This is a genomic window from Halopseudomonas sp. SMJS2, assembly GCF_029866945.1.
GTDB lineage: Bacteria > Pseudomonadota > Gammaproteobacteria > Pseudomonadales > Pseudomonadaceae > Halopseudomonas > Halopseudomonas bauzanensis.
Genome location: NZ_CP123445.1, coordinates 759,709 through 785,384 on the forward strand (window position 1 = coordinate 759,709; position 25,676 = coordinate 785,384).

At 61.7% G+C, this 25,676-nt stretch carries 26 protein-coding genes; 24 read left to right on the top strand and 2 right to left on the bottom strand.

The genetic code is table 11. The features are described from left to right. Positions 1–109: 109 nt before the first annotated feature. On the top strand, positions 110–364 hold the full coding sequence (locus tag QAO71_RS03755; protein WP_036990971.1) for a succinate dehydrogenase assembly factor 2: 255 nt from the start codon (positions 110–112) through the stop codon (positions 362–364). After that, positions 348–800 carry a hypothetical protein gene (locus tag QAO71_RS03760; RefSeq protein WP_051611091.1) on the top strand — a complete coding sequence of 151 codons (453 nt, stop codon included), beginning with the start codon at positions 348–350 and terminating at the stop codon, positions 798–800. The genes QAO71_RS03755 and QAO71_RS03760 overlap by 17 nt, the downstream gene beginning before the upstream one ends. Here the strand turns inward: QAO71_RS03760 and nadB are convergent. Then, complete coding sequence (gene nadB / locus QAO71_RS03765; protein WP_036990967.1) at positions 769–2,382, bottom strand: L-aspartate oxidase; 1,614 nt, start codon at positions 2,380–2,382, stop codon at positions 769–771. The two genes, QAO71_RS03760 and nadB, sit on opposite strands and share 32 nt — an antisense overlap. A 290-nt stretch (positions 2,383–2,672) precedes the next feature. On the opposite strand from nadB, the gene rpoE reads away from it, so the two are divergent. The 13 genes from rpoE (at position 2,673) to acpS (ending at position 13,579) form a co-directional block, all read left to right on the top strand. Continuing rightward, entirely contained in the window at positions 2,673–3,248 is a 576-nt protein-coding gene (gene rpoE / locus QAO71_RS03770) for an RNA polymerase sigma factor RpoE (RefSeq protein ID WP_036990964.1), read from the top strand. 52 nt (positions 3,249–3,300) lie between these two features. Beyond that, positions 3,301–3,924 (top strand): RseA family anti-sigma factor, encoded by a 624-nt coding sequence (locus tag QAO71_RS03775; RefSeq protein ID WP_074780971.1) that lies wholly within the window; start codon positions 3,301–3,303, stop codon positions 3,922–3,924. Then, a complete protein-coding gene (locus tag QAO71_RS03780; RefSeq protein ID WP_280165277.1) occupies positions 3,924–4,880 on the top strand; it encodes a MucB/RseB C-terminal domain-containing protein in 957 nt (318 codons plus the stop codon). Before QAO71_RS03775 ends, QAO71_RS03780 begins: the two co-directional genes overlap by 1 nt. Then, entirely contained in the window at positions 4,877–5,350 is a 474-nt protein-coding gene (locus tag QAO71_RS03785) for a SoxR reducing system RseC family protein (RefSeq protein ID WP_051611090.1), read from the top strand. The genes QAO71_RS03780 and QAO71_RS03785 overlap by 4 nt, the downstream gene beginning before the upstream one ends. A 1-nt stretch (position 5,351) precedes the next feature. Continuing rightward, positions 5,352–6,776 carry a DegQ family serine endoprotease gene (locus QAO71_RS03790; protein ID WP_051611088.1) on the top strand — a complete coding sequence of 475 codons (1,425 nt, stop codon included), beginning with the start codon at positions 5,352–5,354 and terminating at the stop codon, positions 6,774–6,776. A gap of 156 nt (positions 6,777–6,932) precedes the next feature. Further along, positions 6,933–8,732: a translation elongation factor 4 gene (gene lepA / locus QAO71_RS03795; RefSeq protein ID WP_036990958.1), complete on the top strand. Its 1,800-nt coding sequence runs from the start codon at positions 6,933–6,935 to the stop codon at positions 8,730–8,732. A 72-nt stretch (positions 8,733–8,804) separates the two neighbouring features. Beyond that, complete coding sequence (gene lepB / locus QAO71_RS03800) at positions 8,805–9,683, top strand: signal peptidase I (RefSeq protein ID WP_074780965.1); 879 nt, start codon at positions 8,805–8,807, stop codon at positions 9,681–9,683. A 94-nt stretch (positions 9,684–9,777) separates the two neighbouring features. Continuing rightward, complete coding sequence (locus QAO71_RS03805; RefSeq protein ID WP_036990953.1) at positions 9,778–10,155, top strand: DUF4845 domain-containing protein; 378 nt, start codon at positions 9,778–9,780, stop codon at positions 10,153–10,155. Continuing rightward, entirely contained in the window at positions 10,152–10,841 is a 690-nt protein-coding gene (gene rnc, locus QAO71_RS03810; protein WP_036990952.1) for a ribonuclease III, read from the top strand. The genes QAO71_RS03805 and rnc overlap by 4 nt, the downstream gene beginning before the upstream one ends. After that, positions 10,834–11,733, top strand: a complete 900-nt coding sequence (gene era / locus QAO71_RS03815; protein WP_280165278.1) for a GTPase Era — start codon at positions 10,834–10,836, stop codon at positions 11,731–11,733. The genes rnc and era overlap by 8 nt, the downstream gene beginning before the upstream one ends. Before the next feature lie 3 nt (positions 11,734–11,736). Continuing rightward, entirely contained in the window at positions 11,737–12,456 is a 720-nt protein-coding gene (gene recO / locus QAO71_RS03820) for a DNA repair protein RecO (protein ID WP_280165279.1), read from the top strand. Next, positions 12,453–13,196, top strand: coding sequence for a pyridoxine 5'-phosphate synthase (gene pdxJ, locus QAO71_RS03825; RefSeq protein ID WP_136869116.1), 744 nt, complete (start codon positions 12,453–12,455; stop codon positions 13,194–13,196). The genes recO and pdxJ overlap by 4 nt, the downstream gene beginning before the upstream one ends. Beyond that, on the top strand, positions 13,193–13,579 hold the full coding sequence (gene acpS / locus QAO71_RS03830; protein ID WP_036990945.1) for a holo-ACP synthase: 387 nt from the start codon (positions 13,193–13,195) through the stop codon (positions 13,577–13,579). The genes pdxJ and acpS overlap by 4 nt, the downstream gene beginning before the upstream one ends. A gap of 24 nt (positions 13,580–13,603) precedes the next feature. Here acpS and QAO71_RS03835 read toward each other — a convergent pair whose 3' ends face one another. Beyond that, positions 13,604–16,372: a response regulator gene (locus tag QAO71_RS03835; protein WP_051611128.1), complete on the bottom strand. Its 2,769-nt coding sequence runs from the start codon at positions 16,370–16,372 to the stop codon at positions 13,604–13,606. A 178-nt stretch (positions 16,373–16,550) separates the two neighbouring features. Here QAO71_RS03835 and cysM point away from each other — a divergent pair, with 178 nt between their 5' ends. From cysM to QAO71_RS03880, 9 genes are all read left to right on the top strand, one after another. Then, positions 16,551–17,453, top strand: coding sequence for a cysteine synthase CysM (gene cysM / locus QAO71_RS03840; RefSeq protein ID WP_074780956.1), 903 nt, complete (start codon positions 16,551–16,553; stop codon positions 17,451–17,453). Next, on the top strand, positions 17,450–18,796 hold the full coding sequence (gene rlmD / locus QAO71_RS03845) for a 23S rRNA (uracil(1939)-C(5))-methyltransferase RlmD (RefSeq protein WP_280165280.1): 1,347 nt from the start codon (positions 17,450–17,452) through the stop codon (positions 18,794–18,796). Before cysM ends, rlmD begins: the two co-directional genes overlap by 4 nt. A 5-nt stretch (positions 18,797–18,801) precedes the next feature. Beyond that, a complete protein-coding gene (gene relA, locus QAO71_RS03850) occupies positions 18,802–21,048 on the top strand; it encodes a GTP diphosphokinase (protein ID WP_036990941.1) in 2,247 nt (748 codons plus the stop codon). After that, positions 21,045–21,863 carry a nucleoside triphosphate pyrophosphohydrolase gene (gene mazG / locus QAO71_RS03855; protein ID WP_036990939.1) on the top strand — a complete coding sequence of 273 codons (819 nt, stop codon included), beginning with the start codon at positions 21,045–21,047 and terminating at the stop codon, positions 21,861–21,863. Before relA ends, mazG begins: the two co-directional genes overlap by 4 nt. A 275-nt stretch (positions 21,864–22,138) precedes the next feature. Further along, on the top strand, positions 22,139–22,786 hold the full coding sequence (gene adk, locus QAO71_RS03860; RefSeq protein WP_036991240.1) for an adenylate kinase: 648 nt from the start codon (positions 22,139–22,141) through the stop codon (positions 22,784–22,786). Positions 22,787–22,881: 95 nt separating this feature from the next. Continuing rightward, on the top strand, positions 22,882–23,556 hold the full coding sequence (gene tsaB, locus QAO71_RS03865; protein ID WP_280165281.1) for a tRNA (adenosine(37)-N6)-threonylcarbamoyltransferase complex dimerization subunit type 1 TsaB: 675 nt from the start codon (positions 22,882–22,884) through the stop codon (positions 23,554–23,556). A 68-nt stretch (positions 23,557–23,624) separates the two neighbouring features. After that, complete coding sequence (locus tag QAO71_RS03870; protein ID WP_036990935.1) at positions 23,625–23,924, top strand: hypothetical protein; 300 nt, start codon at positions 23,625–23,627, stop codon at positions 23,922–23,924. Between the two features lie 11 nt (positions 23,925–23,935). Continuing rightward, the gene (locus QAO71_RS03875; RefSeq protein WP_280165282.1) at positions 23,936–24,823 is read left to right on the top strand and encodes a DUF72 domain-containing protein; all 888 of its coding nucleotides are present in this window, start codon (positions 23,936–23,938) and stop codon (positions 24,821–24,823) included. 64 nt (positions 24,824–24,887) lie between these two features. After that, positions 24,888–25,673, top strand: coding sequence for a class I SAM-dependent methyltransferase (locus QAO71_RS03880; protein WP_036990933.1), 786 nt, complete (start codon positions 24,888–24,890; stop codon positions 25,671–25,673). The last annotated feature ends 3 nt before the right edge of the window (positions 25,674–25,676 follow it).

Genomic DNA, 25,676 nt, shown 5'->3' on the forward strand with positions numbered 1-25,676 from the left:
ATCTATTCTGTCACATGATAGGGGGCTGCTTCTGGCTTGTCAGTGCCTTGATCAAGCGCAGCGGGTATAATGCCGACCATGAAGGCGAATCAACCGATTGGAGATGGCAATGACGGCCGAGGTGGAAAAGAAGCGATTGTTCTGGCATAGCCGGCGCGGCATGCTGGAGCTGGACGTGCTGCTGCTACCCTTTCTGGAAGAGGTGTATTCGTCACTGGACGAAGAGGATCAGGCTCGCTACCGGCGACTGCTGGAATGCGAGGATCAGGATATGTTCGTCTGGTTCATGCAGCGTGGGGAGCCGGAAGATCCGGATCTCAAACGCATTGTGAGGATGATATTGGATCGTGTCCAACCCGACTGATTCACTGCTGCTCAAGCGCCAGCCGTCGCGCTGGCTGGGTGGCCTCATCATATTCCTGACCATGCTTGGTTGCATGGCCCTGTACCGCAGCGCGCTGCCGTTGCTGCCGGCCTCGCTGTGTGCCTTGCTGTTGTGGATGTATTGCCTGTGGATCTGGCCCCGGCAGGTCAGCCTGCGCCATGCCCACTCGGTGACAGGACTGCGGTTCGACAGCCAGGGCTGGCACGTGTTGCGCCGCGACGGCTCGGAAATGGGTGCTCGGCTGTTGGCCGATACCTATGTCAGCGCCTTGCTGACGGTGGTGCGTCTGCGCGAGCCGGGGCGGTTGCTGCCGGTATCGGTGATTCTGCCGGCGGACGCCGCCGCGGAGGATTCGCTGCGGCGGTTGCGTCTGCGCTTGAGGTTCAGTCGTCAGCGCTGGGCGGCTGCAGAATAGTATCCCGGGCTTCTGGCAGCAGATCCGGGTAGTCCAGCGTGTAGTGCAACCCGCGGCTTTCATGACGGAGCATGGCCGAGCGGATGATCAGGTCGGCCACGACCGCCAGGTTGCGCAGCTCCAGCAGGTCCCGCGAGACGGTGTAGTTGCTGTAGAACTCGTGGATCTCCGCGAGCAACATATCGACCCGGTGCTTGGCTCGCTGCAGGCGCTTGGTGGTTCGCACGATGCCGACATAGTCCCACATGAAGCGCCGCAGCTCTTCCCAGTTATGCGAGATGATCACGTCCTCGTCCGAGTCGATTACCTGGCTCTCGTCCCAGTGAGGCAGGTCGGTGGGTAGCTGTGAGGTCGGCAGTTTCTGCAGAATGTCGCGGCTGGCGGCGCGGCCATAGACAATGCACTCGAGCAGGGAATTGCTGGCCATGCGGTTGGCGCCATGCAGACCGGTGAAGCTGGTTTCGCCGATGGCGTAGAGATTGTCGACGTCGGTCAGTCCGGTTTGCTCCACCATCACGCCACCGCAGGTGTAGTGCGCCGCCGGTACTACCGGGATGGGCTCGCGGGTGATGTCGATGCCGAAGCTCAGGCAGCGCTCATGCACGGTGGGGAAATGCTGGCGAATGAAATCCGCCGGTTTATGGCTGATATCCAGGTACACGCAATCCAGACCCAGGCGCTTCATTTCATGGTCGATGGCCCGGGCGACGATATCGCGCGGCGCCAGTTCGGCCCGTGGATCGAAGCGTGGCATGAAGCGGCTGCCATCCGGCAACTTGAGCACCGCGCCCTCGCCACGCAGGGCCTCGGTGATGAGGAAGCTCTTGGCTTTTGGGTGATAGAGGCAAGTGGGGTGGAACTGGTTGAATTCCATGTTGGCCACCCGGCAACCGGCGCGCCAGGCCATGGCGATGCCATCGCCAGATGCGCTGTCAGGATTGCTGGTATAGAGGTAGACCTTGCTGGCGCCACCGGTGGCCAGTACGGTGAAGCGAGCGCCGAAGGTCTCCACATGGCCGCTGCCACGATTGAGGATATAGGCACCCAGGCAGCGATTGCCCTGCTGGCCGAGTTTGGTGCTGGTGATCAGATCGACCGCGACGTGATCTTCCAGCAGCTCGATATTGCTGTGCGATTGCGCCTGGCGCAGCAGGGTATTGAAGATCGCTGCCCCGGTGGCGTCCGCCGCGTGAATGATGCGCCGGTGGCTGTGACCGCCCTCCCGGGTGAGATGGAAGTCATCGGTTTCGCTGCCATCTTCCCGCCGACCGCGGGTAAAGGGAACGCCCTGGTCCACCAGCCAGCCGATGGCATCCCGACTGTCGCCGACGATCTGACGAACGGCGTCTTCATGGCAGAGCCCGCCGCCGGCAATCAATGTGTCCTGGACATGGGCATCTACAGTGTCGGCATCATCCAGCACCGCGGCTACACCGCCCTGGGCCCAGAAGGTCGAGCCCTCCGACAGCTGGCCCTTGCTGATCACGGCGATGCGCAGATTGTCCGCCAGATGCAGAGCCAGTGTGAGGCCTGCCGCGCCGCTGCCGATTACCAGTACGTCGTATTGCCGTTGTCGGGTCATTGGGATCTCTTGGTTCGGTTTCCGGTGAGCGAGCTGGCTGGCGGAAGCAGCCAGATACCGCGCTGTGCCGGGGTAGTATATATAAGGTAAGTAATTCACAATACTGCCACATGATGCCGGCGCGCGGTGTGAGTGAATGCCTGGATATCATCAATTGGCCATCGTGCTGCGGAACTTTTCTGTCGCCGCAGGCTCATACAGCTGAACCTGAGTGAGGGGAGAACTTTTGGTTACATCGCGGGTCTATCGCAATAGAATAAATCCGGCAGATAGTTGCGGTGGTGCCGGAAATGACTGAACAAACCGACCAACAACTGGTCGAACGGGTGCAACAGGGGGACAAGCGGGCCTTCGACCTGCTCGTACTTAAATACCAGCACAAGATTCTGGCTCTGGTCACGCGTTTTGTGCATGACTCCCATGAGGCGCAGGATGTGGCCCAGGAAGCGTTCATCAAGGCGTATCGCGCTTTGGCGAATTTCAGAGGGGACAGCGCGTTTTATACCTGGCTGTATCGGATTGCGATCAATACCGCCAAGAATTACCTGGTCGCCAGGGGACGACGTCCGCCCGATTCGGACATCGCCGCCGAGGATGCCGAATATTACGATGGTGACAGTGCACTCAAGGATATCCATTCTCCCGAGCGGGATCTGCTGCGGGACGAAATTGAGCAAGTGGTCAACAGAACACTGCAATTGTTGCCGGAAGACTTACGAATGGCGCTGACTTTACGCGAATTCGAAGGTCTCAGTTATGAAGATATTGCAAACGTGATGGAATGCCCGGTGGGGACTGTGCGATCAAGGATCTTCAGAGCACGGGAGGCCATCGATAAAGCCCTGAAACCTCTGCTTGAAGCTTGAGGAAAGGGAAACGGTGACGCCCCAGCGGGGCCTATACAGTAGAGGTAGAGCAATGAGAAGCGAATCCTTGCGGGAGACTCTCTCCGCGCTCATGGATGACGAGGCAGAGCAACTGGAACTGCGCCGCGTCCTTCATGCCGGTGAACAGGATCCGGACGTCCGTCGTAGCTGGGAGCGTTACCAACTGGCACGGTCCGTCATGCACAAGGAGCCTTGGCAGCCGGGTGTCGACCTGTCTGCCGGTATCGCTGCGGCCTTGGCTGATGAGCCAGTTCCGGCGGCAGCTCCGACAGTGGCGCCAACGCGCTGGAAGATGCAGTTGGGTCGGGTTGCAGTGGCCGCCTCCGTTACCCTCGCGGTACTGGTGGGTGTACGCATGGTGAACCAGGAAGGCATGCCTGACAGCAGTAATACCATGGCGGCCATCGAGCGTACGGCACCTGCTGCTGGCACCTCGCCGGTAACCGCTGTACCTGCGCAAGCCCGTTCAGGCGCGGTGCTGGCTGGCTTCACTTCGCTTGCCGATCAGGCTGAACCGCAACCGCAGGCGTCTGGGCCATCGGCTTGGCAGGAACAGCGCATTGGCAGTTATCTGCGCCGGCATGCAGAGAACAGCGCCCAAGCCGCGCCGAACCTCGTCCCTTACGCCCGCGCAGCGAGCCTGGAAAATAATTAGTGTCACGATTGAAGTATGTGTTGGGGTGGTCGGGATTGGCCGCCCTGTTGCTGGCTCCAGGCCTCTCGGCTGAAGACAGCATCAAGTGGCTGGAGCGTATGGATCAGGCTACCCGTGAGCAGAGTTACCACGGAGCCTATGTCTACGAGCGCTCCGGTATCTTTACCACTCAGAATATCTGGCGCCAGGTCGAAGACGGCAAGGTTCATGAGCGTCTGGTGCAAAGCGCGGGCCGCCATCAGGAGTGGGTGCGCCGCGATGGTCGCCTGGTCTGCGCTACCTCCCTTTCCCAGGGCAGAACGCCGCAAAATATTCCCCAACTGAACAAGAATCCTGCTGGTCTCACTGACTGGTACGGGTTGCGCGTGCTGGGAGATACGCGGATCGCCTCGCGCCCGGTGACTGTCATTTCCGTGCAGCCACGCGACGCCTTCCGCTACGCCTATGAACTCTATCTGGACCAGGAGACCGGGCTGCTGCTCAAGTCCCTGTTGGTGGATGACGGTCGCGAATTGCTCGAGCGTTTTCAGTTCACCACTATCAGCTTCGATAACCCCTCGAATCAGGATCTGCGGCCCGGCAGCTCGTGCCTGGAACTGGCTGCTGCCGAGGATGTGCCCACGGATGATGTGAATTTCTGGGAGCCGCTCTGGCTGCCGCCGGGATTCACCCTGGGGCATCGGCAGGTGCAGACGCTGAAGGACAGCGATACCCGCATCGCCACTCAGATCTATTCCGATGGCCTGGCCCGCTTTACCCTGTTCATCGAGCCTTTGGGCAAAGACAGCCTGGCCGAGGACCTGCGGGCGCAGCTCGGGCCCACGGTAGCGGTAAGTCGCCGCCTGGTGGCAGCGGATGACCTGTATCTTGCTACGGTGGTCGGCGAGATACCGCCAATAACCGCCGAGCGGATTGCTGAATCTCTCAGCCAGGCCGTGACCGGTGCGCAGCCGTGATCGAGGAGCAGGCTAGGGTGTTGAGCGTGGAGCAGGGTGCGGTCTGGGTCGAAACCATTCGACGCAGCGCCTGTTCCAGTTGCCAGGCCCGGGCCGGATGCGGCCAATCCCTGTTGCAACGCCTGGGTGGCGCGCGTCGGGGCTTGATTAGGGCACTGGATGATCGGGCCTGTCGAGTCGGTGAGGAGGTCGTCATTGGTATTCCCGAAAACGCCATGCTGCGCGGCTCATCTCTGATCTATATGGTGCCGCTGCTGGGGCTGTTCAGCTTCGCATTGCTGGCCCAGGTATTCGGGGCTGGCGAGCCGTCGATTATTCTTGCCGGGTTTTCCGGCCTTGGTCTGGGATTCGTTGCCATGCGCTGGTATGCCGGTCGCCTTGATGCGGATCCGGATTTCACACCGCAGGTAGTTAGCCGGGTGGGCAAGTTGGATGTTGTCAGCGGTACTCAAGAAAGGAGCAATTACTAATATGACTTCAGTACAGCGATGGTTATTCGGGATAGTCGGTGCCTGGCTAATGACCTGGCAGGCGCTCGCGGTGGCGGCGCAGTTGCCCGACTTTACCCAATTGGTCGAAGAGGCCTCCCCGGCGGTAGTGAATATCAGTACCCGGCAGAATGTTACCCGGCGCGCGTCTGGACCAATGATGCCGGACCTGGAAGGGTTGCCGCCGATCTTCCGGGAATTCTTCGAGCGCAGCTTTCCTGACGGTTCCCAGTCTGCGCCTCAGCGCCAGGCGCAGTCGCTGGGCTCGGGTTTCATTGTCTCCAAGGACGGCTATGTTCTGACCAATAATCATGTGGTTGCGGGTGCGGACGAAATCTTCGTGCGCTTGTCCGACCGCCGAGAAATGGAAGCCGAGCTGATTGGAGCCGATCCCCGTTCGGATCTGGCCTTGCTGAAAATCGAAGCGGGCGCAGACCTGCCGGTCGTGCGGATGGGCAAATCCGCCGATCTGAAGGCCGGCGAATGGGTGCTGGCGATCGGTTCGCCCTTCGGTTTCGAGTACTCGGTGACTGCCGGTATCGTCAGTGCCAAGGGCCGCAGTCTGCCCAACGAAAGCTATGTGCCGTTCATCCAGACCGATGTCGCGATCAACCCGGGGAACTCGGGTGGTCCGCTGTTCAACCTGGACGGCGAAGTGATAGGCATCAATTCGCAGATATTCACCCGTTCCGGCGGCTTCATGGGTCTGTCATTCGCCATCCCGGTGGATGTGGCCATGGATGTGGTCGAACAACTGAAGAGTGACGGCACAGTACGCCGTGGCTGGCTGGGCGTGGTGATTCAGGAGGTCAACAAGGACCTGGCCGAATCCTTCGGCCTGGAACGTCCCGCCGGTGCGCTGGTGGCTCAGGTCATGCCGGGTGGCCCGGGTGATGAGGGTGGGCTGAAGGCCGGTGACGTGATCCTCAAGCTCAACGGCAACGACATCATCATGTCCTCCGATCTGCCTCATGCCGTCGGCCGTCTGCGCCCTGGCAGCAAGGCGACCATGGATATCATCCGTGACCGCAAGCGGCAGAAGCTGGAGTTGGAAATCGGTGCTCTGCCGGATGACGATGCGCTGGCAGCGAGCCCGGGTACGCTGTCGCCCAATGCCCCGGCGGCTACCGACAACCGCCTCGGTATCGCGGTGGTCGAGCTGACCGACGAGCAGAAGAAAAACATGGATGTGTCGACTGGCGTAGCAGTCCGTGAAGTGCGTCCTGGCCCTGGTGCGATGATTGGTTTGCGCCCGGGCGATGTCATTACCAACCTGAACAATCGGGTGGTCGAGTCTGCAGCGGATTTTGCCGAGATCGCCAGTAAGCTGCCGGTCAATCGCTCCATTTCCATGCGGGTGATCCGTCAGGGGCGAGCGAGCTACATCACTTTCCGTCTGGCCGAGTAGGTCGCCTGACGCTGGCCGGGCGGATTGCGACAGGCTCCGCAATCCGCCCGGCACAGATAGCGCGGCGCAGTGTAATCGGGTAGACTTGCGGGCTGTTTTCGGGGTTAACCCCGGTCACCGCCATGTCTGGCAAACCACGTCTGGAAGAACCCTGCAGTGAGCGACCTGAGCCTGATCCGCAATTTTTCAATTATTGCCCATATCGACCACGGCAAGTCGACCCTTGCCGACCGCTTCATTCAGATCTGCGGGGGGCTGACCGAGCGCGAAATGGCCGCCCAGGTACTGGATTCGATGGATCTGGAGCGTGAGCGCGGCATCACCATCAAGGCTCACAGCGTCACGCTGTACTATCCCGCGAAAGACGGTAAGACCTACCAGCTCAACTTCATCGATACCCCCGGTCACGTGGACTTCCATTACGAAGTCAGCCGTTCGCTGGCTGCCTGTGAAGGTGCCCTGCTGGTGGTCGATGCGGCGCAGGGCGTCGAGGCGCAATCGGTGGCGAACTGTTATACCGCCATCGAGCAGGGCCTCGAAGTCATGCCGGTACTGAACAAGATCGACTTGCCCCAGGCCGAGCCCGAGCGAGTCCAGGCCGAGATCGAGAGCGTGATCGGTATCGATGCCACCGACGCGGTGACCTGCAGTGCCAAGAGCGGTCTCGGTGTCGAGGACGTGCTGGAGCGTCTGATCCAGGTGATTCCGCCGCCGCAAGGTGAGATCGAGGCGCCCTTGCAGGCGCTGATCATCGATTCCTGGTTCGACAACTACCTGGGTGTGGTGTCGCTGGTGCGGGTCAAGCAGGGCCGCATCAAGAAGGGTGACAAGGTGCTGGTCAAGTCCACTGGCCGTGTTCATCAAGTGGACAGCGTGGGTGTGTTCAACCCCAAGCACACCGAAACCGTGGACCTCAAGGCCGGTGAAGTGGGCTTCATCATCGCTGGTATCAAGGAGATCCAGGGCGCGCCGGTGGGCGACACCCTGACCCTGTCCAATACACCGGACGTGGACATGCTGCCGGGCTTCAAGAAGGTCCAGCCGCAGGTCTATGCCGGCCTGTTCCCGGTCAGCTCCGATGACTTCGAGGATTTTCGCGATGCTTTGGAGAAGCTGACGCTGAACGATGCCGCGCTGCAGTACGAGCCGGAAAGCTCGGACGCGCTGGGTTTCGGTTTCCGGATCGGCTTCCTCGGCATGCTGCACATGGAGATCATCCAGGAGCGGCTAGAGCGCGAGTACGATCTGGATCTGATCACCACCGCACCCACCGTGGTGTTCGAGGTGTTGAAGAAGGACGGCGAGGTGATCTATGTGGACAACCCGTCCCGCCTGCCCGATCCCTCGCTGATCGACGAAATGCGTGAACCCATCGTGCGGGCCAATATTCTCGTGCCTCAGGACCATCTGGGCAGCGTTATTACCCTGTGTATCGAAAAGCGCGGCGTACAGCAGGACATGATCTTCCTCGGCACTCAGGTCCAGGTCATCTACGACCTGCCGATGAACGAGGTGGTACTGGACTTCTTCGACCGCCTGAAATCGGTCAGCCGCGGCTATGCATCCCTCGATTACGCCTTCGACCGTTTCCAGGCCGCCAAGCTGGTGCGGCTCGATGTGCTGATCAACAACGAGAAGGTCGATGCCCTGGCGTTGATCGTGCACCGTGACAACGCAGCGTTCCGCGGACGGCAGCTGGTCGAGAAGATGAAGGAATTGATTCCGCGGCAGATGTTCGACGTGGCCATCCAGGCCGCCATGGGCGGGCAGATCGTGGCGCGGTCGACCGTCAAGGCGCTGCGCAAGAACGTTCTGGCCAAGTGTTATGGTGGCGATGCCAGCCGTAAGAAGAAGCTGCTGGAAAAGCAGAAGGCCGGTAAGAAGCGGATGAAGCAGGTAGGTAATGTGGAGATCCCGCAGGAAGCTTTCCTGGCTGTCCTGAAAGTGGATAACTAGGATTGCTGATGCTGGTTCGTTATTGCAGCGGCGCGCTCATCAACCGACCCCAGGGGTAACGCAAGACCGATTATGCATATCAACTTTCCGCTGTTGCTGGTGATTGCCGTGGCTGTCACCGGCCTGTTGGCTCTGCTGGACTACCTCTGGCTGGCACCCCGGCGCCGCCGCGCGATGGCGGCCTATGAAGCCCAGGTGACGACTGTCGATCCCGTTACTCTGGGACGGCTGAACAAGGAGCCGTTGCTGGTCGAGTACGGCAAGTCCTTCTTCCCGGTGTTGGCGGTGGTGTTGGTGCTGCGTTCCTTCCTGGTTGAGCCGTTCCAGATTCCCTCGGGATCGATGAAACCGACCCTGGAAATTGGCGATTTCATCCTGGTCAACAAGTTCTCCTACGGTATTCGCCTGCCGGTGCTGGAAACCAAGATCATTCCGGTAGATGATCCGCAGCGGGGTGATGTCATGGTGTTCCGCTACCCGAACGACCCGCGGATCAACTACATCAAGCGCGTGGTGGGCCTGCCCGGTGACCATATCCGTTACGCCGACAAGCGATTGTTCGTCAACGGCGAGCCGGTGGAACGTGAGTTGCTGCATACCGTGGAAGATGATGAAGTGCCGGTTGGCCATCCGTTACAGGCAATGGCCAAGGTCGATCTGTACCAGGAACAACTGGGCGAGACCGCCCACCAGGCACGTTACAAGCGTCTGTCACAGACGCCGCCGGAGCGGGAATGGACCGTGCCCGAGGGGCATTACTTCATGGTTGGTGACAACCGTGACAATTCCAATGACAGTCGCTACTGGTCCTCTCCCGATATGCCGCGGGAGTTGTGGGGCATGGTTCCGGACAATTATATTGTCGGCAAGGCCTTCGCTGTATGGATGCACTGGCCAGAACCCAAACTGAGCAATCTGCCAAGCTTTTCCAGAGTCGGGCTGATCAACTAGGTACCGCGGCGTCACGCGATACCTAGCGGTGATCCTTTTGCCACGGAGACGGCAGTACATCAATAACATCAACAACGGACGTACGAGGTTATCCATGCGCGACTCTCAGAAAGGCATGTCTTTTTTCGGCTGGCTGGCGGTATTGGCCCTGCTGGTATTCGGGGCGGTCACTGCGATGAAGCTGGTACCGATCTACCTGGATCATTTTGCACTGCGCAAGATCGTCACCGCGGCGAATGAAGACCCCTCGGTCAAGATCAATTCCCTGCGCGACCTGCACTCGCATATCAACAAAGGGATGCAGATCAATGGTATTCGTGATCTCAAGGCGGAAGACGCGATCACCGTGACCGGCAGCGGAACCAATACCTATACTGTCGTTATCAAGTATGAGGTGCGTGCACCCATGCTGCGAACCGTGGACCTGTTGGTCCATTTCGATGAAACCCATATTGTCAGACCTCTAAAGTGAGCAATAAGCTAGACCGACTGGAAAGAAAGATAGGGTACAGTTTCAAGGACCAGGACCTGCTGGTGCTGGCGCTGACCCACCGCAGCCTGGGTGGGCGCAATAACGAACGCCTGGAGTTCCTTGGCGATTCGATTCTCAACTTCGTCGCTGCCGAAGCGCTCTTCGAGCGCTTTCCGCAAGCGCGGGAAGGCCAGCTGTCGCGCCTGCGGGCGCGCCTGGTCAAGGGTGTGACCCTGGCCGAGCTGGCCAAGGGTTTCGAACTGGGTGAATATCTGCGACTGGGATCGGGCGAGTTGAAAAGCGGTGGCTTCCGTCGTGAATCCATCCTTGCCGACACCACCGAAGCCATCATTGGTGCCATCTACCTGGACAGTGGTATGGAGGCGGCCCGCGAGCGTATTCTGCTGTGGTTGACCGCGCATATCGAAACCCTGACCCTGGTGGATAACAACAAGGATCCCAAGACCCGCCTGCAGGAGTATCTGCAGGGGCAGCACAGCGAGCTGCCGCAATACGAAGTCATCGATGTCAGCGGCGAGGCCCATTGTCGGGTATTCCGTGTTGAATGCCGGGTGGCATTGATGACTGGACAGACATTTGGCGTCGGCAGCAGCCGGCGTCTGGCCGAGCAGGAAGCCGCAAGAAAAGCCCTGGTCGCCATGGGCGTGGAGAAAGTCAATGAGTGATACCGCACCGCGCTGTGGCTACGTTGCCATCGTCGGCCGACCGAATGTGGGCAAGTCGACTCTGCTCAACCATATCCTCGGGCAGAAGCTGGCGATCACCTCGCGCAAGCCGCAGACCACCCGGCACACACTGCTCGGCATCAAGACCGACGGCGATGTGCAGGCTATCTATGTGGATACCCCCGGCCTGCACAAGGAAAACGACAAGGCGCTGAACCGCTTCATGAACAAGAGCGCCTCGCAGACCCTGCGTGATGTGGATGTGGTGCTGTTCGTGGTCGACCGCATGCGCTGGACCGATGAAGATGAGCTGGTCTGGAACAAGGTGCGTCATCTGGAGTGCCCGGTCATCCTGGTGGTGAACAAGGTCGACCGGCTGGATGACAAGAAGGACATGCTGCCGCATCTTGAATGGTTGACCCAGCAGTTGCCCAACGCCGAGGTGGTACCGGTTTCCGCGCTGCACGGGCGCAACATCGATCACCTGCAGACGGTAATCGCCGGGCTGCTGCCCGAGGGCGAGCACTTCTATCCCGAAGATCAGTTGACTGACCGCAGTTCGCGCTTCCTTGCCGCCGAACTGGTGCGCGAGAAGGTCATGCGTCAGCTCGGTGCCGAGATTCCCTATCAGGTCGCGGTCGAGATCGAACAGTTCAAGCAGGAAGGCAAGGTGCTGCATATCCATGCCCTGATCCTGGTAGAGCGTGAAGGTCAGAAGAAGATCATCATCGGTGACGGCGGCGAGCGCATGAAGAAAATCGGCCAGGAAGCCCGTCTCGACATGCAGAAGCTGTTCGGTAGCAAGATCATGCTCAATCTGTGGGTCAAGGTACGCCGGGGCTGGTCCGATGACGAGCGCGCGCTGAATTCGCTGGGTTATCGATTCGACTGAGTCATGCAAGACTCCCTGAGTCCGGCCTACGTCCTGCATAGTCGCCCGTACCGGGACAGCAGCGCGCTGGTCGATCTGCTCACCCTGCACCATGGTCTGCAGCGCGTGGTCTGGCGTGGTGCGCGGGGCCAGCGGCGCAAACTGGCCCCGCAACCCTTCATGCCGCTGCTGGTGGGCATGGTTGGCCGCAGCGACCTGAAGACCCTGACCCAGGCCGAAGTCGCTGGTGGCTTCGCCCAGTTGCAGGGCCAGGTACTGTTCAGCGGCCTCTATCTCAATGAACTGCTGGTGCGCCTGCTGCGCACTGGCGATACCCAGCCACTGTTGTTCGCCGCCTACCAGGGTGCCCTGGAGCAATTGGCGCAGGGCGACCGCGTGGAACCCATATTGCGCCGCTTCGAATGGCAACTGCTGGCCATTCTGGGCTATGGTTTCAGCCTGACCGAGGATGCCAATGGCCAGCCAGTCAGTGCGCAGCAGCGGTATGTCTGGCACGCCAGCGATGGATTGCTGCCGATTCATGATCCGCTGCTGGCTGACGCCGGCCTGTCCGGTGCGGCGCTATTGGCGATGGCTGCCGATGACTGGAGCGCCATGGCTACCCTGCGGGTTGCCAAACAGCTGATGCGCCAGGCACTCGGCGTGCATCTCGGCGATCGACCTTTGGTCAGCCGTCAACTTTTTGCCCGGCAACCTTCACCCCGTAAAGGAGATGAACAGTGACTCAACCGCAACGCGTACTGCTTGGTGTCAACATCGATCACGTGGCGACCTTGCGCCAGGCCCGCGGTACCCGTTACCCGGACCCGATCCAGGCGGCCATCGAGGCGGAGCAGGCGGGGGCGGATGGCATCACCGTGCATCTGCGCGAGGACCGTCGGCATATCCAGGAACGTGATGTACGCTTGCTGGCCGAGGTGCTGCAGACGCGGATGAATCTGGAAATGGCGGTGACCGAGGAGATGCTCGCCTTCGCCGATGAGATTCGACCGGCCCACGTTTGCCTGGTACCCGAGCGGCGTGAGGAGCTGACTACCGAGGGCGGTCTGGATGTGGCCGGCAACGCTGCGCGCATTCACCAGGCAGTGGAACGGCTGGCCGGCTACGGCTGCGAAGTGTCCCTGTTCATCGATCCCGATCCGCGGCAGATCGAGGCGGCGCGGGATGCCGGGGCGCCGGTCGTCGAACTGCATACCGGGCATTATGCCGAGACCTCCGGCAGCGAGCAGGAACAGGCTCTGCGGCGCATCCGCGAAGGGGTGGCTTACGCCCGCAAGCTGGGGTTGGTGGTCAATGCCGGGCACGGTCTGCATTACCACAACGTCGAGCCCATCGCGGCAATCCCCGGCATCAACGAACTGAACATCGGCCATGCCATTATCGCCCGTGCGCTGTTTTCCGGTCTGGCGGGCGCGGTAGGCGAGATGCGGGCGCTGATCATGGCGGCAGAAGCGTCACAGTGATCATTGGTATTGGCACCGACCTGGTGCTGGTCAGCCGCATCGAGGCGGTGCTGGGGCGGCAAGGGGAGCGCTTCGCCGAGCGCATTCTGACGCCAGCGGAACTGCAGCGGTTTCGCGCCCATTCCCAGCCTGCTCGTTATCTGGCCAAGCGCTATGCGGCCAAGGAAGCCATACTCAAGGCGCTGGGTACCGGCCTCGCCAAGGGCATGTCATGGCAGCACATGCAGATCGACAACGATGATCTGGGTGCGCCCTGCGTAGTGCTAAGTGGTGTCGCTCTGCAGCGCCTGCAGCAGGGCGGTGGTGGGCGCATGCTGTTGTCGATCAGCGACGAGCGCGAGCAGGCCCTGGCGTTCGCCCTGTGGTCAGTTGGGAACGCCTAGTTGGGGACGCCTAGTCGGGGACGCCTAGTCCGCTGACGTCTCGAGCAGCCGATCGATGGCCGCCAGCAGGGCAATGATCGCACTGCGACTGTCCTGGCCTTTCTTCAACAGCGTTTCCGCTTCCTGGCAGCACTCCCGCAATTCCGGCACGCCGCAATAGCGGCTGGCGCCGTGTAGCTTATGCACGCGATCAAGCAGTGCATCCTGCTGCTCCTGATCCAGCGCCTGACGGATGGCCTGGTGATCCTCGGGCAGGCCTTGCAGCAGCATCTGCAGCAGGTCATCGGCCAGATCGGCTTTGCCGGCGGCCAGTCGCAGACCTTCTTCCGGATCGATCGCTGCCAATAGCTGCTGCTGCGGCTCGGCGGCGGTCGTCGTCTCGTCAATGCCGGCAACATCAGTGGGGGGGAATGCCGGTGCCGGCAGCTGCGCCGTCGGGGCCATGCCGGTCCACTTGTTCAGGCTATGGCGCAGTTGTTCGGTGGTGATCGGCTTGCTCAGATAGTCATTCATGCCGCATTGCAGCAACTGGCGGCGTTCACTGTTCAGCGCATGGGCGGTCAGTGCCACTATGGGTACTGGATCGAAGCCGGCAATATCCTCGCGCACACGCAGCTCGCTGGTGGTCTGGCGACCGTCCATGCCGGGCATCTGCACATCCATGAAGATCAGGTCGACCATCTGCTCAGTCAGCAGCTCCAGGGCTTCCTCGCCGCTGGTCGCCGACAGGGTTTCCACGCCCAGGTCCGCGAGGAAGGCCTCCAGGAGCTTGAGATTGGCCAGATTGTCATCCACGCACAGTACCCGCAGTGCATGGGGCCGCTGGCGTGGCAACGGGACCGTGGTCATGGGGTCGTCGCCCAGCAGATGCATCACGGCGCGGTACAATTTACGGGTGCAGACCGGTTTGGAGACTGTCTGGCACATGGAGCGCGGCAGTTGGTCGAGCAACGGGTAGTGCTCGGTGGTATCGGTCAGCACTATCGATTTGCAGATGCTGAATTCGGCCCACTGGCGCGCCATTTCCAGGGTGTCGCCCGGCGCGGTGGTGGTATGGCGCACGCTGACCAGCGCCAGCTGCAGGGAGTCGTCCCGGTTGGTGCGCGAAGTGAGTGCTTCGTGCAGCTCCTGGGGATTGTCGAACACCCGCACCGACAGGCCGAGGTCCTCCAGGCTGTGCAACAGCATCTGGCGGCTCAGCAACTGAGGTTCAACCAGCGCGGCGCGCATGCCCAGCAGGGGCTTTTCCGGTAATTCATCCTCGCCGTGGGCGGACCGGGTCAGCCGCAGGGTCAGCCAGAACTCGGAGCCTTCGCCCGGCTGGCTGCGCAGGCCGATCTCGCCGTGCATCTGCTCGACCAGACGTTTGGAAATGACCAGCCCCAGACCGGTGCCGCCGGTCTGCCGGGAAATGGAGTTGTCGGCCTGGCTGAAAGCCTTGAACAGGGATTTCTGCTGGGTCGGCGACAAGCCGATGCCGGTGTCGTTGACGCTGATGCGCAGCAGCACCTGGTCGGCGTCCTGGTGTTCGGCCATCACTCGCACGCTGACCGAGCCCTCATGGGTGAACTTGATGGCATTGCTGATGAGGTTGGCGAGAATCTGCTTGAGCCGCATGGGGTCGCCGCTCAGGCCCAGCGGTGTATCACGGTAGATGATGCTGACCAGTTCCAGGCCCTTGTCGTGAGCGCTGGGCGCGAGCATGGTCAGGGTGTCGTCGATCAGGTCGCGCAGATTGAACGACAGGTTCTCCAGGATCAGCTTGCCGGCCTCGATCTTGGAAAAGTCCAGGATCTCGTTGATGATCGCCAGCAGGTTGTCGGCGGATTTCTCGATGGTTGACAGGTACTCCTGCTGGCGGCCGCTCATCTCAGTGCGTTGTAGCAGGCTGCTGAAGCCGAGGATGCCATTCAGTGGCGTGCGCAGCTCATGGCTCATGTTGGCGAGGAATTCGGATTTGATGCGACTGGCCTCCTGGGCAGTCTTGCGCGCCAGATCCAGTTCGATGTTCTGGATTTCGATGGTCTCCAGGGTCTGGCGCAGGTCTTCGGTGGCCTGATCGATGTTCTGTTGGAGTTCGCCCTGGGCGCTCTGCATGGTCTGCGCCATGGTGCTCACGCCCAGCGCCAGGTCATCCAGCTCGCGGCTGCCTTGCTCGCCCAGGCGAATATCGAAATGCCCCTGGCTGATCTGTCGAATGGCGGCGTTGATCCGCGCCATCGGGTCGGTAATGCGCCGCCCCATGACGGTGACCACCAGGCCGGTGAGCGCGAGGCCGAGGATGATGGTCACCAGGGTCGCCAACAGGCTCTGGTAGCGGCGCAGCAGCATATTGCCGTGGCTCAGTTCCACCTCCAGCCAGCCCAGCAGGCTGTCGGCGGCAATCTCCGGGTGGGCCTGGCGGTTGGTCAGTTCCGGGCCGGCCAGCAGCGGCATGAGAAAGCGGCTGCTTTGCTTGCTACGCTGGATCTGCAGGCCGGTGCCGGCGGTAATGTCGATGCCGGTGAGTGGATCGCCGGCTGGATACATCAGCGGGCCGCGATGCTGCAGTGGTCGCATGTCGGCATCATGCAGGCTCAGCGAACGGACATCGGTATGGTTGAGGCCGGTATTGAGCAGCCTGCCGAAGCGGTCTATGTCGCCCTCCAGCAGAGCCTCGGCGGCGGGTCGCTGCAGGTACTCGATGGTCATCAGGCCACGATGCAGCAGTTGCTCTTCCACTTCACGCATCTGCTGCCAGGTAAAGTAGCCGCCCAGCGCCAGAGCTATCAGTCCGGTCGGGATGAGTGTCATCAGCAACAGCCTGGCCTTGAGGCCCAGGTTGCGGCGTGATCGTGCGGAAAGTTCGGCGGGCCCTGGCTTGTTCAATGTGTATATCCCTTTCCCTGTTGCCGGTATCATAGAGCAAAAAGCACCGCCGGACAGCGCATCCGGATTTCGCTCTAGTTTCGCTCTACCTGAAGGATGAATGATGAATAGCGAGTTTCCAACCATTGCCGACTGCATAGGCAATACGCCCCTGGTTCGGCTGCAGCGCATGGCGGGCGAGACCGGCAATACCATTCTGCTGAAACTGGAAGGCAACAATCCTGCCGGTTCGGTCAAGGACCGTCCCGCCCTGTCAATGATTCAGCTGGCTGAGCAGCGCGGCGACATCCAGCCCGGCGATACGCTGATCGAGGCGACCTCCGGTAATACCGGCATCGCCTTGGCGATGGCGGCGGCGGTCATGGGCTACCGGATGATCCTGATCATGCCGGAAAATTCCAGCGACGAACGCAAGTGGGCAATGTCGGCTTATGGCGCCGAGCTGATCCTGGTCAGCAAGGAACAGGGCATGGAAGGCGCCCGTGACCTGGCCGAGGCCATGCAGCGCGAAGGCAAGGGCAAGCTGCTGGATCAGTTTGGCAACCTGGACAACCCCGAAGCGCATTATCGCAGTACTGGCCCGGAAATCTGGCGGGACACCGGCGGTCGCATCACCCACTTCGTCAGCTCCATGGGTACCACCGGGACCATCATGGGCGTGTCCCGCTATCTCAAGGAGCAGAACCCGGCGATCCAGATCATTGGTCTGCAGCCCACCGAAGGCGCGGCGATACCCGGTATCCGTCGCTGGCCGCAAGCCTATCTGCCGAGCATCTTCGACGCCCAGCGGGTGGATCAGGTGGTGGACATGAGCCAGCAGGAGGCCGAAGACACCATGCGCCGGCTGGCGCGGGAAGAAGGTATCTTCTGCGGGGTGTCTTCCGGCGGTGCCGTCGCTGCGGCACTGCGGCTCAATGCCGAGGTGCGTGATGCGATCATTGTGGTGATCATCTGCGATCGCGGTGATCGCTATCTGTCCACCGGGGTATTCGACGACCGCTCATGAACAGATCCCGGGGCAAACCGCGGCGGGCGCCCGATGCGCCTGCCGCCGTAGGACAGCGAATCGAACTCACGCTGGAGCGTCTGACCCACGACGGTCGCGGTATCGGCCGGTGGCAGGGACGCACTGTCTTCGCCGAGGGCGGACTGCCCGGCGAGAAGGTCGATACGCGGGTAGTGCGGGCACGCAGCAAGTTGATCGAGACCCGAGTCATCAAGGTGCTTGAGGCCAGCCCGGAGCGGCAAGAGCCCGCTTGTCCGCACATTGCCCTGTGTGGCGGCTGCAGTCTGCAGCACATGCCCCGTCAAACTCAGCTGGACATAAAACAGCAGGCACTGGCCCAGCAATTGCAACACTTTGCCGGCCTGCAACCGGAGCGCTGGATGCCGGCCTTGACGGCCGCAGACTATGGCTATCGCCAGCGGACCCGACTATCCATGCGCTGGGACCGACAGGCGCAGCGGTTGGTGGTGGGGTATCGTCAGCGCGCCAGCAGCGAATTGGTGGAGCTGACGGAGTGCCCGGTATTGGTGCCCGTGCTGGACGGCGTGCTCCGCGAACTGCCGGCGTTGCTGCAGCAGCTCGACGCCCGTGCCGGGCTCGGTCACATCGAGCTGATCGCTGGCGAGCATCCGAGCATGGTGGTGCGCCATATGCAGCCACTGTCGGCGGCCGATATCGACCGGCTGCATGGGTTGGCAACAGCCCACGGCCTGGTCTGTCGCCTGCAACCGGAGGCCGCGGGCCCAGCGCAGGCACTGCAGCCAGATGCGCCGGAGCCGGCCTACCGGCTGGCCGATCAGCAATTGGTGTTTCGCTTCGCGGCGGGTGACTTCACCCAGGTCAATGCCGAGGTGAATCAACAGATGGTCAACCAGGCGCTGGACTGGCTGGCCTTGCAGCCTGGCGAGCGGGTGCTGGATCTGTTCTGCGGTGTGGGCAACTTCGCTTTGCCCATGGCGCGCGCGGGTGCGCTGGTGACCGGCGTGGAAGGCAGTGCGGAGATGGTCGAGCGCGCCGGCAGCAACGCGCAACTCAATGGCCTGACCGAGGTGCACTTTTTCCAGGCGGACTTGTCGAAGCCGGATGCACTCACGTGGAAAGATGATTATCAGGCAGCCCTGCTGGATCCGCCGAGGGATGGGGCTGCCGAACTCGTTGCCGTGCTGGCACAAAGGAAATTGCAGCGCATACTCTATGTTTCCTGCAACCCGGCCACGCTGGCGCGCGACGCGGGCATTCTGGCGGAAGCAGGTTACCGACTGGCGCAGGCGGGGGTGATGGATATGTTCCCCCAGACTGCCCATGTGGAAGCCATGGCACTGTTTGTGTCAGGCAAGGACTGAACGTAATGGTACAAGTCAGAGCAGATCATCCGATCAATCAGGATGGGACTGTCAATCTCGATGCCTGGATCGAGCGGATCCAGGAGCGTGTGCCGCTGCCCGAGCCCCAGATACTCAGGCAGGCCTGTGAATGGGCCGGTGAGCTGGAGGAGGCGGCCGCCCGTACCGAGCACCGTTGGGCCAACGGTGCCAGCAGTTATCGTACCGGCCTGGAAATGGCCGAGATCCTGGCCGACCTCAAGCTGGACCAGGATTCGCTGGTAGCGGCGGTCATCTATCGAGCGGTGCGCGAGCGCAAGACCGAGCTGGCGGAAGTCGAGCGTTGCCTCGGCCCCAACGTCGCGGCATTGGTCGACGGCGTGCAGCGCATGGCGGCGATCAGCGTGTCGCAGAACCCGCCCAAGGCCAATACCTTCAATACCCAATCCCAGGTGGAAAACCTGCGCAAGATGTTGGTCACCATGATCGACGACGTACGCGTCGCCCTGATCAAGCTGGCCGAACGTACCTGCGCCATCCGCGCGGTCAAGGATGCCGACGACGCGAAGCGCTACCGGGTGGCGCGGGAGGTGTTCGACATCTATGCGCCGCTGGCCCATCGCCTGGGCATCGGTCACATCAAATGGGAGCTGGAGGATCTGTCCTTCCGCTACCTGGAGCCGCACAAATACAAGCAGATAGCCCAACTGCTGGACGAGCGGCGGCTGGATCGCCAGGAATACATCGAATCGGTCATGGCCCAGCTGCGTAGCGAGCTGGAAGACGCGGGCATCGAGGGTGATATCTCCGGGCGGGTCAAGCATATCTATTCGATCTGGCGGAAGATGCAGAAGAAGGGCATTGATTTCAGCCAGGTCTATGACGTGCGGGCGGTGCGGGTGCTGGTCCCGCAGGTGCGTGACTGCTATACCGCGCTGGGCATAGTGCACAGTCTGTGGCGCCATATTCCCAATGAGTTCGACGACTATATCGCCAACCCCAAGGAGAACGGCTACCGTTCGCTGCATACCGCTGTAATCGGCCCCGGCGGCAAGGCGCTGGAAGTACAGATCCGTACCCATGCCATGCATGAGGAGGCGGAGCTGGGCGTCTGTGCGCACTGGCGTTACAAGGGCACCGATGTGGACAGCAACTCCACAGCCTACGAAGACAAGATCGCCTGGCTGCGGCAGGTGCTGGAATGGCACGAGGAAATGGGCGATATCGGTGGTCTGGCCGAACAGTTGCGCGTCGACTTCGAGCCGGATCGCATCTATCTGTTCACCCCCGATGGCCACGTACTGGATGTGCCCAAGGGCGCGACGCCGTTGGACTTTGCCTACCGCGTGCATACCGAAGTCGGTCACCATTGCCGGGGTGCCAAGGTCAATGGCCGCATCGTGCCTTTGACCTATGTGCTGCAGACCGGTGAGCAGGTCGAGATCATCACCGGCAAGGCCGGCGGGCCGAGTCGTGACTGGTTGAACGCCAACCTGGGTTATGTGCACACCTCACGGGCGCGGGCCAAGATCCAGCACTGGTTCAAGCAGCAGGATCGCGAGCAGAACGTGCAGGCCGGCAAGATCATGCTGGAGCGCGAGCTGACCCGCATGGCGCTCAACGGCGCCGACTATGCCAAGCTGATCGAGCGCCTGGGCATCCGCAGCCAGGAAGATCTGTTCGCCGCGGTCGGCTCGGGTGACATCCGCATGGCCCATGTGGTCAACGTTGCCCACCAACTGGTCGAGCCGGACCGCCACAGTGAGCAGTTGGATCTCATCCCGCGCCGCCCGAGCAAGCCTGGGCGGCGCGGCGACGTGCATATCCAGGGCGTGGGCAATCTCCTGACGCAGTTGGCCGGCTGCTGCCAGCCGGTGCCGGGTGACCCCATCATCGGCTATATCACCGTTGGCCGCGGTGTGACCGTGCACCGCGCCGACTGCGCCACCGCCATGCAATTGCAGGACCGTGAATCCGAGCGGCTGATCGAAGTCAGCTGGGGCGGCGAGCCGGTGCAGACCTACCCGGTGGAAATCTTCATCAAGGCCTATGATCGCTCCGGCCTGCTGCGTGATGTGTCCCAACTGCTGGCCAACGAGAAGCTCAACGTGTTGGAAGTCAGCACGCACACCAACAAGGATGACAATTACGCCAGCATGCTGTTGACCATCGAGATTCCCAACCTGCACCTGCTGGGTCGCCTGCTGGCGCGGATTGGCCAGTTGCCGAACGTCTTCGAAGTGCGGCGTAACCGCCAGGAGCGGCGTGCATGAGTTATCAACTGGATGATCTGCTGTATCTGATGGAACGCCTGCGTGACCCCCAGCACGGCTGCCCCTGGGACCTCAAGCAATCCTTCGCCAGTATCGCGCCGCATACCCTGGAAGAGGCCTATGAAGTGGCTGATGCCATTGCCGAGGAAGATTACGGCCAGTTGGCCGGGGAAGTCGGCGATCTGCTGTTTCAGGTCGTGTACTACGCGCAATTGGGTCGCGAAGCCGGGCATTTCGACTGGAATGACGTGGTGGACGGCATTACCCGCAAGCTGGTGCGACGCCACCCCCATGTGTTCCCGGATGGCAATCTGCGCACCCCGCCGGGCACGTTGCGTCTGGAAGAGCAACAGATCAAGGAACGCTGGGAGCAGATCAAGGCCGAGGAGCGGGCCGAGAAGAGCGGCGCGCCGGAGCAGCTATCGTTGCTGGAGGACGTGCCGCGCGCCTTGCCGGCGCTGACTCGGGCGCAGAAACTGCAGAAGCGCGCCGCAGCTGCGGGTTTCGACTGGCCTCAGGTGACTCCAGTGATCGACAAGATTGCCGAGGAACTGGATGAGGTGCGGGAGGCCATCGGCCGGCGCGAACACGACGCCGTCGAAGAGGAGCTGGGCGATCTGTTGTTCGCCATGGTCAATCTGGCTCGGCACTTGAAGGTCGATGCGGAAACCGCCCTGCGTGGCGGCAACGAGAAGTTCGAGCGGCGCCTGCGCTACATCGAACAGCAGCTCACCGCCGCTGGCGAGCGCTTTGCCGATACCCCACTGGAGCGGCTGGATGCACTCTGGGACGATGCCAAGGATGAGGGATTATAAGGTACAGATCTGCGCTTATCCCGCCGCGACATGATGTCGCGGCGGCCATCGAAACCTGAGCTTGGGTCAGGCCGGGCCAGCGCTACAGAGAATGGCGGTGCGCCATTGACAAAGCGCAACCGGCTTGTGCATAACCAGCTCTGCGTGTATGTTGAACCCCCTTTTCGTTTTGCGAAACGGTATCGCATTCTCTGTTTCCACCACTCGGTGGAGCATGCCAGCCTCCGATTGCAATCGTGGGCGGCCCCGGTTTCAGTCAGATTGAGGAGTTCAACATGCGCGTCATCCTTTTGGGTGCCCCAGGCGCGGGCAAGGGCACACAGGCCCAGTTCATTTGTCAGCGGTTCGGTATTCCGCAGATTTCCACCGGCGACATGCTGCGTGCAGCAGTCAAGGCGGGCACCGAGTTGGGCCTGCAGGTCAAGGAAGTCATGGACAGTGGTGGGCTGGTATCGGATGACCTGATCATCGGCCTGATCAACGAGCGCATCACCCATGGCGATTGTGCCAATGGTTTCCTGTTCGATGGTTTCCCACGCACCATTCCTCAGGCTGAAGCCCTGGTCGAGGCGGGTATCGACATCGACCACGTATTGGAAATCGCCGTGGACGACGAGGAAATCGTTGGCCGCATCTCCGGTCGCCGCGTGCATCCCGGATCCGGCCGCGTCTACCATCTCGAGCACAATCCGCCGCGCGAAACCGGCAAGGATGACGTCACCGGTGAAGCGCTGATCCAGCGTGAAGACGACCAGGAAGAAACCGTGCGCAAGCGTCTGCAGGTGTATCACACCCAGACCCAGCCGCTGGTCCAGTTCTACCGCGGTCTGTCCGAAGCCAAGGGCACGCCCAAGTGCTCCCGCGTGGAAGGCGTCGGCACAGTCGAGGAAATCACCAGCCGGGTTCTTGCTGCCCTGAGCTGATTGCCTCGCACTGCATACCAGGCCCGTGTTGGCTTTTGCCGCACGGGCCTTGTCGTTTGTTACAATCGCCTTTTTGCTCCCACCGTGATGATCCGATGACTGCCACTCTGCTTGCCCTGGATACCGCCACCGAAGCCTGTTCCGCCGCCTTGCTGCATGAAGGGCGCCTGTTCCATCGTGTCGAGGTGGCGCCGCGCATGCATGCTCAGTTATTGCTGCCGATGATCGACGAGCTGTTGGCCGAGGCGGGTATTACGCTGGCGCAGGTCGATGCGCTGGTATTCGGCCGCGGCCCCGGTGCCTTCACCGGCGTACGTATCGCCACCGGCATGGTGCAGGGGCTGGCCTTTGCCATTGGCAAACCGGTGATCGGCATTTCCAACCTGGCGGCGCTGGCCCAACGGGCCTGGCGCGAACAGGGTGCCGAGCAGGTCTGTGCCGCTATCGATGCGCGCATGGATGAGGTCTACTGGGGCTGCTATCACCTGGTCGATGGGGTCATGACGCTGGCCGGTGCTGAGCGGGTATGCGCGCCGGAACAGGTTGATCTGGCGCCCGAGTTGACCACCCCGGTGGGTGCCGGCACCGGCTGGCAGTATGCCGAGCGCCTGGCGGTGCCGGTGCAGCGCAGCTGGCCGCAGATGTTGCCCGATGCCACTGACCTGATCAGCCTGGCGTTGCCCGCCTGGCGCGCCGGACAGGTACTGGACGCCGCGGATGCCCAGCCGGTTTATCTGCGGGACAAGGTTGCCACACCGAAGGTCGGGTGATTTTGCCTTTTGGGATAACCAGGATTAACCTTGGTCTTCTGTATTACCTGTGGAGTTGATCATCCATCATGCGTCTGGACGGTTACAATCCAGCTTCTGCGCTGCCGGTAAAGCCGTCGCGTCCTGCTGCGCCTGCGGCGGACAACATGGTGCCCAGTGCTCAGCCGGCGACTGCGCCACCGCCGGTCAAGGTCCGTGCGCCAGTGGTGCAGCAGCCCGGCGCCACAGGTGAGTATATTCCCGCCCGCCAGGGCGCGACGCAGCCGGTGCATGGCCATGCCAATCAGGCACTGGCCAGTTATCAGGCCATGGCCAGCCTGCCGGATGCCGAAGCCGATGGCTTCTTTGGTGTCGATCTGTTTGTCTGAAGTCCGTATGCATGTCTGATGTCGCTCCCCGCTTGATTCTTGGTTGCCCGTTATGGGCCGAACCGGCCTGGCGAGGTGCGCTGTATTCCAGCGGCGCCGATGCCGACCAGCGGCTATACGAGTATTCCCGGGTGTTTTCCGCTGTCGAGGGCAATACCACCTTCTATGCCTTGCCCGCGCCCGAGGTCGTGGCGCGTTGGGCTGAGCTGCTGCCGGCGGATTTCCATTTCTGTGCCAAGTTGCCCCGGGAGGTCAGTCATGGTGATCAACTGGACCCGCGGAATATCGATCTGTTGCAGTTTTTCCAGCGTATGGCACCTCTGGAGCAGCGGCTGGGGCCGATCTGGCTGCAACTGCCGGCGCGTGTCGGGCCGCAGCAGCTGGAACAACTGATCCGCTTTCTCGATGCGCTGCCGACGCACTATCGCTACGCTGTCGAGGTTCGCCATCCGGATTTCTTTCGCAAGGATGACAACGAGCGGCAGCTCAACCGCCTGCTGCATGAACGGGGCATCGAGCGGGTCATGTTCGATAGTCGCGGCCTGTTCGTCAGCACCGCCACTGATCCGGCGACCCTGGATGCCCAGCGCCGCAAGCCACGGCTACCGGTTCACGCCGTTGCCCTGGCACAGACGCCGACGGTGCGTTTCATCGGCGGCATGGATAATCAACAGAGTCTGCGCTGGCTGGAGCCCTGGCTTGCCAAGTGCGCGCAATGGCTGAATGAAGGCCGCAGCCCGATCCTATTCATGCACACCCCGGATAATTGCCTGGCGCCCGAGCTGGCACGGCTATTTCATGCGCGCTTGCAGGAACAGCTGCCTGAGCTGCCGCCCATGCCCGCCTGGCCGGGCGAGCAGCAATTGCTGGAATCGCCGCAGCAGGGCGGACTGTTCTGATCCGCCGCCGGGGTTGCGGTAAACTACCCGGCCATTTTGCCGTTCAGGAATTCGGACTCTATCCATGACTGACTCACCTTGCCGCGTGGCGGTTTGCTGGCTGTCGCCGGAACTGGAGCAGCCAGCGCAGGCATTGGCGATGCACCTGCAATTGCCGGTGCTGCCAGCCGGCAGCAGCCAGGCAGAATTGCTCTTGCAGGTCGGCAGCGATGGCCTCAGCTTGCAGGCCACCGCTGCCGATGCCCCGGGCGCGGTGCGGGTGGACTTTGTCGAGGGCGCTCTGGCCCATCGTCGGCTATTTGGTGGCGGGGCAGGGCAGATGGTCGCCAAGGCGGTGGGGCTGCGTGGCGCGGTGCGGCCGACAGTGCTGGATGCCACCGCTGGCCTGGGGCGTGATGCCTTTGTGCTGGCCGCGTTGGGGTGTGAAGTGACGCTGATTGAACGCCAGCCGATCATTGCCGCGCTGCTCGAGGACGGCCTGCAGCGTGCCCGTCAGGCGGGAGGTGAGGTGGCTGAGATCGCCGCGCGCATGCAATTGCTGCAGGCTGACGCCATCGAGGCCATGGCTAACTGGTCAGCAGCAGTGCCCCAGGTCATTCACTTGGACCCGATGTTTCCGCACCGGGACAAGTCGGCATTGGTGAAAAAGGAGATGCGCCTGTTCCGCCCGCTGGCTGGCGACGACCTCGATGCCCCGGCACTACTGGCCGCTGCGCTGCAACTGGCCAGCCACCGCGTCGCCGTCAAACGCCCGCGCAAGGCACCGGCCATCGATGGCCCGCCCCCCAGTGCCCAATTGAGCGGCCAATCGAGCCGCTATGATATCTACGGCAAGAAGAAACTGGAGTAAGCG

Bases quoted from the DNA above. Each gene is read 5' to 3' on its own strand.
- QAO71_RS03755 (WP_036990971.1), top strand. From the start codon at position 110: ATGACGGCCGAGGTGGAAAAGAAGCGATTGTTCTGGCATAGCCGGCGC.
- nadB (WP_036990967.1), bottom strand. From the start codon at position 2,382: ATGACCCGACAACGGCAATACGACGTACTGGTAATCGGCAGCGGCGCG.
- rpoE (WP_036990964.1), top strand. From the start codon at position 2,673: ATGACTGAACAAACCGACCAACAACTGGTCGAACGGGTGCAACAGGGG.
- QAO71_RS03775 (WP_074780971.1), top strand. From the start codon at position 3,301: ATGAGAAGCGAATCCTTGCGGGAGACTCTCTCCGCGCTCATGGATGAC.
- QAO71_RS03790 (WP_051611088.1), top strand. From the start codon at position 5,352: ATGACTTCAGTACAGCGATGGTTATTCGGGATAGTCGGTGCCTGGCTA.
- lepB (WP_074780965.1), top strand. From the start codon at position 8,805: ATGCATATCAACTTTCCGCTGTTGCTGGTGATTGCCGTGGCTGTCACC.
- QAO71_RS03805 (WP_036990953.1), top strand. From the start codon at position 9,778: ATGCGCGACTCTCAGAAAGGCATGTCTTTTTTCGGCTGGCTGGCGGTA.
- era (WP_280165278.1), top strand. From the start codon at position 10,834: ATGAGTGATACCGCACCGCGCTGTGGCTACGTTGCCATCGTCGGCCGA.
- recO (WP_280165279.1), top strand. From the start codon at position 11,737: ATGCAAGACTCCCTGAGTCCGGCCTACGTCCTGCATAGTCGCCCGTAC.
- QAO71_RS03835 (WP_051611128.1), bottom strand. From the start codon at position 16,372: ATGACACTCATCCCGACCGGACTGATAGCTCTGGCGCTGGGCGGCTAC.
- cysM (WP_074780956.1), top strand. From the start codon at position 16,551: ATGAATAGCGAGTTTCCAACCATTGCCGACTGCATAGGCAATACGCCC.
- rlmD (WP_280165280.1), top strand. From the start codon at position 17,450: ATGAACAGATCCCGGGGCAAACCGCGGCGGGCGCCCGATGCGCCTGCC.
- relA (WP_036990941.1), top strand. From the start codon at position 18,802: ATGGTACAAGTCAGAGCAGATCATCCGATCAATCAGGATGGGACTGTC.
- mazG (WP_036990939.1), top strand. From the start codon at position 21,045: ATGAGTTATCAACTGGATGATCTGCTGTATCTGATGGAACGCCTGCGT.
- adk (WP_036991240.1), top strand. From the start codon at position 22,139: ATGCGCGTCATCCTTTTGGGTGCCCCAGGCGCGGGCAAGGGCACACAG.
- tsaB (WP_280165281.1), top strand. From the start codon at position 22,882: ATGACTGCCACTCTGCTTGCCCTGGATACCGCCACCGAAGCCTGTTCC.
- QAO71_RS03870 (WP_036990935.1), top strand. From the start codon at position 23,625: ATGCGTCTGGACGGTTACAATCCAGCTTCTGCGCTGCCGGTAAAGCCG.
- QAO71_RS03875 (WP_280165282.1), top strand. From the start codon at position 23,936: ATGTCTGATGTCGCTCCCCGCTTGATTCTTGGTTGCCCGTTATGGGCC.
- QAO71_RS03880 (WP_036990933.1), top strand. From the start codon at position 24,888: ATGACTGACTCACCTTGCCGCGTGGCGGTTTGCTGGCTGTCGCCGGAA.